Origin of the sequence: Archangium gephyra (assembly GCF_042230915.1) — a bacterium.
Taxonomy (GTDB): Bacteria; Myxococcota; Myxococcia; order Myxococcales; family Myxococcaceae; genus Archangium; species Archangium gephyra_B.
On record NZ_CP102578.1, the window covers coordinates 6,663,453 to 6,666,199 of the forward strand.

General features: G+C 67.3%; 1 protein-coding gene. It reads left to right on the forward strand.

Going from position 1 to position 2,747, the window contains the following annotated elements:
* Positions 1–73: 73 nt before the first annotated feature.
* Entirely contained in the window at positions 74–2,551 is a 2,478-nt protein-coding gene (gene lon, locus NR798_RS26095; RefSeq protein ID WP_375765210.1) for an endopeptidase La, read from the forward strand.
* Positions 2,552–2,747: the final 196 nt, after the last annotated feature.

Here is a 2,747-nt window from a genome sequence, read left to right on the forward strand (position 1 = left end):
GAAGATCGACAACTAAGTTGTTCGACCGGCCCGGATGCTCTCCGGCCGGGCTGGAAACCGAGGCATCGACTACATGTCCGACGACAAGAAGAAGGGTTCCGGCGCCGCAGCCATGCCGGCCGCGATGGCGCCCCCGGGGATGATCAACAAGGAGGACATTCCGCAGGTCCTGCCGATCCTCCCCCTGCGTAATTCCGTGTTTTTTCCGGGCGGCGTGCTGCCGCTCGCGGTGGGCCGTCAGAAGACGATCGCCCTCATCAAGGACGCGGTGCGTGACGACCAGGTGATCGGCGTCGTCACCCAGCGCCGCGCCGAGGAGGAGGACCCGGGTGCCTCCGACCTCTACACGATGGGCACCGTGGCCCGCATCGTGAAGCTCCTCAAGATGGGCGAGGACAACTACTCGCTCGTCGTCCAGGGTCTGGCGCGCTTCCGCGTGATGGACCTGGTGCAGGAGGCCCCCTACCTCAAGGCCCGCGTGGAGGCCGTGGAGGACCGGACGGCCGCCGAGAACGTCGAGGTCGAGGCCCTGGGCATCAACCTCAAGAAGCTGGCGCGCGAGGTCATCGAGCTGATGCCCGAGCTGCCGGCCGCCGCCACCGAGCTGGTGGAGTCCATCACCCACCCGGGCCACCTCGCGGACCTCATCGCCGCCAACGTGGACGTCCCCATCGAGGAGAAGCAGGCCGTCCTCGAGACCGTGGACCTCAAGGCCCGGATGAAGCTCGTGCTCGAGCTGCTCAACCGCAAGCGCGAGATCCTCAAGCTCTCCAACAAGATCGACTCCGCCGTGAAGGGCGAGATGTCGAAGACCCAGCGCGAGTACTACCTGCGCCAGCAGCTCAAGGCGATCAAGGAAGAGCTCGGCGAGATGGGCGAGGAGGAGGAGGAGCTCGACGAGCTGCAGGAGCGCCTGAAGAAGGCCGGCCTGCCGCCCGAGGTCGAGAAGGTGGCCAACAAGGAGCTCAACCGCCTGAAGACGATTCCGGCGGCCTCCAGCGAGTACACCGTCGCGCGCACCTACCTCGATTGGATCGCCGACCTGCCCTGGGCCAAGCTCAGCGAGGACAACCTCGACATCGAGAACGCCCGGCAGACGCTCGACAAGGATCACTTCGGCATCAAGAAGGTGAAGAAGCGCATCCTGGAGTACCTGGCCGTCCGCAAGCTCAAGAACGACATGCGCGGGCCCATCCTCTGCCTGGTGGGGCCCCCGGGTGTCGGTAAGACGTCGCTGGGTCAGAGCATCGCCAAGGCGGTGGGCCGCAAGTTCGTGCGCCTGTCGCTCGGCGGCGTGCGTGACGAGGCGGAGATCCGTGGCCACCGGCGTACCTACGTCGGCGCGCTGCCGGGCCGGTTCATCCAGAGCATGAAGAAGGCCGGGACCAAGAACCCGGTCATGATGCTGGATGAAATCGACAAGCTCGGCGCGGACTTCCGCGGCGACCCGAGCGCAGCGCTGCTCGAGGTGCTGGACCCGGAGCAGAACAACACGTTCAGCGACCACTACCTGGACGTGGCGTTCGACCTGTCCAAGGTGCTCTTCATCGCCACGGCGAACCAGCTGGATCCGATCCCTGGGCCGCTCCGTGACCGCATGGAGATCATCGAGCTGTCCGGCTACACCTTCGAGGAGAAGCAGAGCATCGCGCGCATCCACCTGGTGCCCAAGCAGCTCAAGGAGCACGGGTTGAGCCCGGATCACCTCACCATCACCGACGAGGCGCTGCTCACGCTGACCACCGCGTACACGCGCGAGGCCGGTGTGCGTAACCTCGAGCGGCGCATCGCGGACATCTGCCGCGCCGTGGCGGTGGAAGTGGCCGGCGGGAAGACCGAGAAGCAGAACGTGGACGGCAACCGGGTGAAGGAGATCCTGGGGCCCGAGATGTTCTACTCCGAGGTCGCCGAGCGCACCGAGGTGCCGGGCGTGTCCACGGGTCTGGCCTGGACGGCGGCCGGTGGAGACCTGCTCTTCATCGAGGCGACCAAGATGGCGGGCAAGGGCGGCATGACGCTCACCGGCCAGCTGGGCGACGTGATGAAGGAGAGCGCCACGGCGGCGCTGAGCTACCTGCGCAGCAAGGCGGAGGCGCTCGGCATCAATCCGAACTTCCTCGAGAAGACGGACCTGCACCTGCACTTCCCGGCGGGCTCCATCCCCAAGGATGGTCCTTCCGCGGGCGTGACGATCCTCACCGCGCTCACCAGCCTGCTCACGGGCATCCGGGTGCGCGGCGACACGGCGATGACCGGCGAGGCCACGCTGCGGGGTCTGGTGCTGCCGGTGGGCGGCATCAAGGAGAAGGTGCTCGCGGCTCACCGCGCGGGCATCAAGCGCGTCATCCTCCCGGAGCGCTGCCGCAAGGACCTGCAGGACGTGCCGGAGCAGGCGAGGAACGAGATCGAGTTCATCTTCGCCACCCGCATGGACGAGGTGCTCGAGGCCGCGCTGGAGACGTCTCCGTTCAAGACGCCGATCGCGCCTCCCGAGGGTGGGGAGAAGTCGGTCCCCGTCCAGACGGAGCAGGCTCCCGAGGTCCGCGCCTAACGCGGCCTCGAGTCAGCCCTGAAGTCGATGGCGGGCAGGTCTCCGGACAGGGGGCCTGCCCGTTGTCATTTCCCCTCGCCCTCCGGGAGAGGGTACCCGTCCCGCGGGTTGCCCCCGTGTATGCTCCCTCTCCCCCCTGGGAGAGGGTTCGGGTGAGGGTGGGAACCCCGAGCCCCCCTCCGGGGTCCGAGAAGAC